The sequence below is a fragment of the Streptomyces sp. NPDC054863 genome, from assembly GCF_053610825.1.
In genome coordinates, this window is record NZ_JBSGZD010000088.1 from 21,671 (window position 1) to 28,321 (window position 6,651).

General features: G+C 72.7%; 5 protein-coding genes. 4 read left to right on the forward strand and 1 reads right to left on the reverse strand.

Going from position 1 to position 6,651, the window contains the following annotated elements; translation table 11 throughout:
• Positions 1 to 313 precede the first annotated feature (313 nt).
• Together ACWGIG_RS17905 and ACWGIG_RS17910 are read left to right on the forward strand one after the other, a co-directional pair.
• The gene (locus ACWGIG_RS17905; protein ID WP_453322564.1) at positions 314 to 2,887 is read left to right on the forward strand and encodes an ATP-binding protein; all 2,574 of its coding nucleotides are present in this window, start codon (positions 314 to 316) and stop codon (positions 2,885 to 2,887) included.
• 115 nt (positions 2,888 to 3,002) lie between these two features.
• Positions 3,003 to 5,444, forward strand: coding sequence for an ATP-binding protein (locus ACWGIG_RS17910; RefSeq protein WP_453322565.1), 2,442 nt, complete (start codon positions 3,003 to 3,005; stop codon positions 5,442 to 5,444).
• Here the strand turns inward: ACWGIG_RS17910 and ACWGIG_RS17915 are convergent.
• Positions 5,414 to 5,593, reverse strand: coding sequence for a hypothetical protein (locus ACWGIG_RS17915; protein ID WP_453322566.1), 180 nt, complete (start codon positions 5,591 to 5,593; stop codon positions 5,414 to 5,416). The two genes, ACWGIG_RS17910 and ACWGIG_RS17915, sit on opposite strands and share 31 nt — an antisense overlap.
• A gap of 212 nt (positions 5,594 to 5,805) precedes the next feature.
• On the opposite strand from ACWGIG_RS17915, the gene ACWGIG_RS17920 reads away from it, so the two are divergent.
• Both ACWGIG_RS17920 and ACWGIG_RS17925 read left to right on the forward strand, forming a co-directional pair.
• On the forward strand, positions 5,806 to 6,228 hold the full coding sequence (locus ACWGIG_RS17920; RefSeq protein ID WP_453322567.1) for an ATP-binding protein: 423 nt from the start codon (positions 5,806 to 5,808) through the stop codon (positions 6,226 to 6,228).
• Between the two features lie 112 nt (positions 6,229 to 6,340).
• On the forward strand, positions 6,341 to 6,598 hold the full coding sequence (locus tag ACWGIG_RS17925) for a DUF7218 family protein (RefSeq protein WP_453322568.1): 258 nt from the start codon (positions 6,341 to 6,343) through the stop codon (positions 6,596 to 6,598).
• Positions 6,599 to 6,651 lie beyond the last annotated feature (53 nt).

Genomic DNA, 6,651 nt, shown 5'->3' on the forward strand with positions numbered 1-6,651 from the left:
TCCGCGCAGCACCGATTCCTTGCGATGCCCTGCGCATACGTCCAGTGCGCGCGACCACCGCGCCGCTCGCGACCGCAGGGACCGCCCCGCCGGGGGTCCCGCGCACCCGCCGGACGCGCCCTTCCCGCCGTAGCAGGCCCTTCGGGGGTCCTCGGGCGGGTTCTCTCCGATGTACTCCGTTCGAGTGAACCGCCCGGGGCCTGCGCTCTTGCCCCCGACCGTCACGGCCAGTCACCGTGCGGTCCACGCGCTGACAGTGACCTCCTAACGGGCCACACTGGTACGCACATTGAGAACCGCGTGTGGGGGCGACATGGCACTCGGCTACACCCGGCGCACCGGCACGCTGCCCGTCGAGGTGACGGGCTTCGTCGGCCGCATCTCCGAGCTCGATCGGGTGCGGGAGCTGCTGCGACGGTCGCGGCTCGCCACCCTGCTCGGGCCGGGCGGCGTCGGCAAGAGCCGTCTCGCGCTGCGTACCGCGCTCTCCCTGAAGGGGGAGTACGACGACGGGGTCGTACTCGTCGAGCTGTCCGCCCTGCGCGACCCCGAGCTGCTGCCCGGCGCGGTGGCCGGCGCGCTGGGGCTGCCCGAGCAGTCCGGCCGGGTGATGGCGGACGTGGTGGTCGAGCACCTGGCGGACCGGCACCTGCTGCTGGTCCTCGACACGTGCGAGCACCTGCTGGACGCGTGCGGGCTGCTCACCGATCTGCTGCTGCGGGAGGCCCCGGGCGTCACCCTCCTCGCCACGAGCCGCCAGCCGCTCGACGTACCCGGTGAACACACCCTGCTGGTACCGCCGTTGGGCGACGAGGACGCGATCGAGCTGTTCGCGCAGCGGGCCGCCGCCGCCGTCCCCGGCTTCGAGGTGAACGAAGGCAACCGGGGGCACGTCCTCGCCCTGTGCACCCGCCTCGACGGCATCCCGCTCGCGATCGAGCTCGGCGCCGTGCGGCTGCGGGCCCTGCCCCTGGAGCAGCTCGCCGCGCGTCTGGAACAGCGCTTCCAGGTGCTGACCGGCGGGCGGCGCAGCGCCTCCCTGCCGCGCCACCAGACGCTCCGTACCGCCATCGACTGGAGCCACGACCTCTGCTCCGAGCAGGAACGGCTGCTGTGGGCACGGCTTTCGGTGTTCGCCGGGTCCTTCGACCTGACGGCCGTCGAGGAGGTCTGCTCCGACGACGAGGGGCGCGATGCGGAGCACGGCGCGGACGGGGATGCGCAGGGGAGCGGCGAGGCGGGCGTGGCGGTGCGGGGCGGCGGGCTCGCCCGGGCGCGGATCCTGGAGCATCTGATAGGGCTCGTCGACAAGTCCGTCGTCCTGCGGGACGGCGACGAGGGCGCCCGTTACCGGCTGCTCGACACGATCCGCGAGTACGGCGACGACAGGTGTACGAAGGCGGAGCGCGAGCGGTGCAGACGGCGCCACCGGGACCACTACCTGGGGCGCGCCTCGTACTTCTTCGAGATGCTTCTCACCCCGGAACAGGTGCCGCTCTACTGGCAGTTGCACCGCGACCTCGCCGATCTGCGCGGTGCGCTGAAGTACTCGCTCTCGCGGCCGGACGGGGTGCGGCCCGCACTGGTGATGGCGGGCAGGCTGTGGCCGTTCTGGTCGACGGCGGGGCTGCTCAAGGAGGGCAGGTACTGGCTGGACAAGGGCCTCGCCCTTGACCACGAGCCGTCGCGGGAGCGCTCGCAGGCGCTGCTGTGGGGGAGCCTCCTGGCCGTCATGCAGGGTGACATCGGGCCCGCGCTCGCGGGCTTCCAGGAGACCTGCCGGGTCGCCGAGGCGTGCGGCTCCGAACTCGACCGGGTGCTGGCCCTCGGCTACCTCGGCGGCATGGCCTGGATGGCCGGCGACGAGGCCAACGGGCGCGGCACCTCGTCCGAGGCCCTCGCCGGGCAGCTCCGCATCGGAGACCCGCTCGGCCTGGTGATCCACCACCACACGAGCGCGTACATCCAGTCGCTGATACGCCGCTCCGACGAGTCCGACGCACACGCCGACGAGGCACTGCGGCGGATCGCCGAGGCCCCCGGAGGCGGCGTCGGCGAATGCATGATCACCAGCCAGGTGCTCGGCATCAAGGGCATGGCCGCCTGGACGAGGGGCGACGCCCCCGAAAGCGTCCGGCTCGCCCGCGAATCGCTGCGCGCCAGCCGGGAGTTGAGAGACGCCTACGCCGCCACGAACTCGCTGGAGCTGCTGGCCTGGGGGTCCGCCGAGACCGGCCGCCACCGTCTCGCCGCCTGGCTGCTCGGCACCTGCAGCGAGCTCTGGCGCAAGATCGGCTCCCCCATGATCGGCGTGGCCATCTACCAGGACGACCACTCGCGGGTGGAGGAGCAGGTGCGCGGGGTGCTGGGCGCGTCGGAGTTCCGGCTGCTCTTCGCGCAGGGCGCCCAGCTCTCCCTCGACCAGGCGGTGGAGCTGGCCCTGGCAGGTGCCACCCGCCCCGTGAACCTCACCGCTCCCGGCGACCGGCCGCCCTCGTACGAGAACCTCACCCGGCGCGAACGCGAGGTCGCCACCCTCGTCTCGGCGGGCCTCACCAACCGGGAGATCTCCGAACAGCTGGTCATCTCCAAGCGGACCGCCGACGCCCACGTCGAGCACATCCTGGCCAAGCTGGGCTTCTCCTCGCGGACCCAGATCGCGGCCCTGGCCCGGGAGGAGGGCGCGGGCGGGACGCCGGGGCCCGGGACTCCCGAGCGGGGACTGCCGGCCCCCAGGACGGCGGAGCGCGGGACGGCGAAGCCCAGGACGCCGGGGCGCGGGACTCCGGGCGAGACTCCGGAGCGCGGGACGCCCGGGCGCGGAACGCCGGAGCGCGGTACTCCCGGGCGCGGAACGCCGGAGCGCGGGAGCAATGGCGGCCGGTGAGAGCGGGTACTCCCGGTAGCGGAACCGTACGCTGAGAAACGGTGCCCCCAACGGGCCGCACCGGTACGCACCTTGAGCACCGCACCTCGGCTTGATCACCGCACATGGGGGCGACATGGCACTCGGCTACACCCGGCGCACCGGCACCCTGCCCCTCGAAGTGACGGGCTTCGTCGGCCGCACCTCGGAACTGGACCGGATGCGCGAGCTGCTGCGCCGGTCCCGGCTCGTCACCCTGATCGGTCCGGGTGGCGTCGGCAAGAGCCGTCTCGCGCTGCGTACCGCGCTCGACGCGAAGGGCGAGTACGAGGACGGCGGCGTCCTCGTCGAACTGTCCGCCCTGCACGACCCCGAGCTGCTGCCCGGCGCCGTCGCCGACGCACTGGGGCTGCCCGAGCAGACCGGCCGGGACATGCTCGACGTCGTCATGGAGCACCTCGCGCCGCGCCGGATGCTGCTGGTCCTCGACACCTGCGAGCACCTCCTCGACGCCTGCGCCCTCCTCACCGACCTGCTGCTGCGCGAGGTGCCGGGCGTCACCGTCCTCGCCACGAGCCGCCAGCCGCTCGACGTACCCGGTGAACACACCCTGCCCGTCGCGCCGTTGGGGGACGACGACGCGATCGAGCTGTTCGCGCAGCGGGCCGCCGCCGTGCTCCCCTGCTTCACCGTCGACGACGGCAACCGCGCCGACGTCACCGCCCTGTGCAGGCGCCTCGACGGCATCCCGCTGGCCATCGAGCTCGCGACCGTACGCCTGCGGGCCCTGCCCCTCGCCCAGCTCACCGCCCGCCTGGAGCACCGCTTCCAGCTCCTCACCGGAGGGCGGCGCAGCGCCGTACTGCCGCGCCACCAGACGCTCCGTACCGCCATCGACTGGAGCCACGACCTCTGCTCCGAGCAGGAGCGGCTGCTGTGGACACGGCTTTCTGTGTTCGCAGGGCCCTTCGACCTGACCGCCGTCGAGGAGATCTGCGCGGGGGACGAGGAGCTTCCGGAGGGGGACGCGCTGCCGCGCGGGGAGGTCCTGGAGTTCCTGGTCGGACTCGTCGACAAGTCCGTCGTCCTGCGGGTCGGCGAGGACGGGTCCCACTACCGGCTGCTCGACACGATCCGCGAGTACGGGGCCGACAGGTGCGCCGAGGAGGAGCGCGGACGGCTCTCGCGACGGCACCAGGACCACTACTTCGCGCGCGCCCGCCGCTTCGCCGACCGGTTCGTGACCTCCGAACAGGTGCCGCTGTACTGGCAGTTGCACCACGACCTGGCCAATCTGCGCAGCGCCCTTGAGCATGCGCTCGGCCGTCCGGACGGGGTGCGGCCCGCACTGCGCGCGGCGGCCGGGCTGTGGCCGTTCTGGGCCGTCGCGGGCCTGTTCAAGGAGGGCAGGTACTGGATCGCCAAGGGCCTGGCCCTGGAACCTGAACCCTGCAAGGAGCGTGCGGCGGGCTTCCTGTGGGGTTCGCTCCTGGCCACCATGCAGGGCGACGTCGAGCCCGCGCTGACGGGCTTCGACACGGCCCGCCGGGTCGCCGCCGAGGCCGGTGACGACCTGGGCCTCGCCCTGGCACTCGGCTACGCGGGCGGCGTCGGCTGGCTGTTCGGCGACGAGGCCAACGGGCGCCGGATGCTGGACGACTCCCTGGTGATGCAGCACCGGCTCGACAACCACTTCGGGCTGATCGTGCACCACTACCAGCGGGCCTACATGCACTCCCTGCTGCGCCATGCCGACGAGGCCACCCTGCACGCCGACGAGGCGCTGCGCCGGATCGATTCCGGCCCTGAGAGCGCCGCCGGGGAGTGCATGGTCAGGAGCCAGGCCCTGGGCGTCAAGGGCATGGCGGCCTGGGTGCGCGGCGACCCGGCGGAGGCCTTCCGCCTCGCCCTCGCCTCCGTGGCGCTCAACCGCGAACTCCAGGACGTCTTCGGCACCGCGAACTGTCTGGAACTGCTCGCCTGGGGCGCCGCCGGCACGGGCCGCACGCGCCTGGCGGCCTGGCTGCTCGGTACCTGCGGCGAGCTGTGGCGCAAGATCGGCAATCCGATGATCGGGGTCGCCATCTACCCGGACGACCACGCCCGGGTGGAGGAGGACGTACGGACCCGGCTGGGCGAGGAGACGTACGCACGCCTCTTCGCGCAGGGCGCCCTGCTCCCCCTGGACCGGGCGGTCGAACTGGCCCTGGCCCAGTCGCCCGCCCCGGTGCCCGCCCCGCTGCCGCGCCAGGGCACCGACCGGTCCGCCGCCCGCGACCACCTCACCCGGCGCGAACAGGAGGTCGCCGCCCTCGTCTCGGCGGGCCTGACCAACCGGGAGATCTCCGAACAGCTGGTCATCTCCAAGCGGACGGCCGACGCCCACGTCGAACACATCCTGGCCAAGCTGGGCTTCTCGTCCCGCACCCAGATCGCGGCTCTGGCCGAGGAGCCGTGCCCCACCCGGCCCCAGGCTCCCGCCCGGTCCCAGCCTCAGCCGCCCGCCCGGCCTGAGCCGCCCTCCCGGCCTCAGTCACCCTCCCGGCCTCAGTCCTCCTTCGACGACGGCCGGCGGTAGCGGGCGGCGGCGCTCAGCAGCGCGAGCACGAAGACCAGTCCGAGAACGACCCGGGCGGCGACGGGCAGGTCGGGACCGGCGGCGGCGAGACCGGCGGCCGGACTGTCGGTGAGCGCCTCGGCGAGGGTCTCGGCATGCATGAGGTTCATGGCTCCCGTGTGCCCCGGCCCGCGCACCGGCGAACGCACTGTCCCTCTGACGGGCGGCCCACCCGCCTCGCGTTGACTTCCCCCGCATCTCCCGGATTTCCCATGACTGAAAACGCGACGATGGGGAAAGCGCGTCAGCAGAGCACCGGACATCACGGGGGACGTCAGGTGTACGACAGAGACGGGTGGTGCGGACGGTGCGGGAAGCGACTATGGCGGTGACCATCCCCTTCAGTGCCGGCGCGACATACGACGGCGCGCCCGGCACGATCGGTGAGGCAAGGGACTTCGCCGCCGATTTCCTGATACGGGCCCAGGCCCTGTACGGAGTCCGGGTGACGCCGAGGACGGCCGACACGGTGAAGCTCGTGGTCAGCGAGCTGGTCACCAACGCGGCGAAGTACGCACCCGGCCCCTGTCTCCTCGACCTCTCGGTGGACCGGCAGGGCCCGGACCCGGACTGTCTCCAGATCACCGTGTGGGACACCGACGACAGCCTCCCGCAGCCCGGCGCCCCCGACCCGGAACGGATCGGCGGCCACGGCCTGGAGCTGGTGCTCGCACTCTGCAGCAAGTACGACATCCAGCGGTTGGCGGGCGGCAAGCGGGTGCGGGTGCACCTCAAGCTGGACTGACCCGCCGGGTCAAGCTGGACTGACCCGCCGGGCCTCCTCTCCCGACGGGCATGACCCGAGCGGGTCGGGTAGTCGTAGAGGAACCACTCCCTCAACCGGAGGTGTTTCTTCCATGCCGAATCCGCAGATCAAGGACGAGAAGACCTACCAGGCGCTGCGCCGCGAGGGCGCGGGCAAGGAGAAGGCCGCCCGCATCGCGAACAGTGCCGCCGCCACCTCCCGCAAGGCCGTCGGGAAGCGGGGCGGGAAGGCCGGGGCGTACGAGGACCGCTCCAAGGAGGACCTCTACGCGGAGGCCAAGAAGATCGGCATCGACGGCCGCTCCCGCATGACGAAGGCCGAACTCATCAAGGCCCTGCGGAGCCGTTGAGCGCACCGCGGGGAGCGCGTACGCACGTGTGCGGGGCGGGGCCGGCCCTGGAG

Excerpts from the sequence above, each read along its gene's own strand:
- ACWGIG_RS17905 (WP_453322564.1), top strand. The coding sequence starts at position 314 with ATGGCACTCGGCTACACCCGGCGCACCGGCACGCTGCCCGTCGAGGTG.
- ACWGIG_RS17910 (WP_453322565.1), top strand. The coding sequence starts at position 3,003 with ATGGCACTCGGCTACACCCGGCGCACCGGCACCCTGCCCCTCGAAGTG.
- ACWGIG_RS17915 (WP_453322566.1), bottom strand. The coding sequence starts at position 5,593 with ATGAACCTCATGCATGCCGAGACCCTCGCCGAGGCGCTCACCGACAGT.
- ACWGIG_RS17920 (WP_453322567.1), top strand. The coding sequence starts at position 5,806 with ATGGCGGTGACCATCCCCTTCAGTGCCGGCGCGACATACGACGGCGCG.
- ACWGIG_RS17925 (WP_453322568.1), top strand. The coding sequence starts at position 6,341 with ATGCCGAATCCGCAGATCAAGGACGAGAAGACCTACCAGGCGCTGCGC.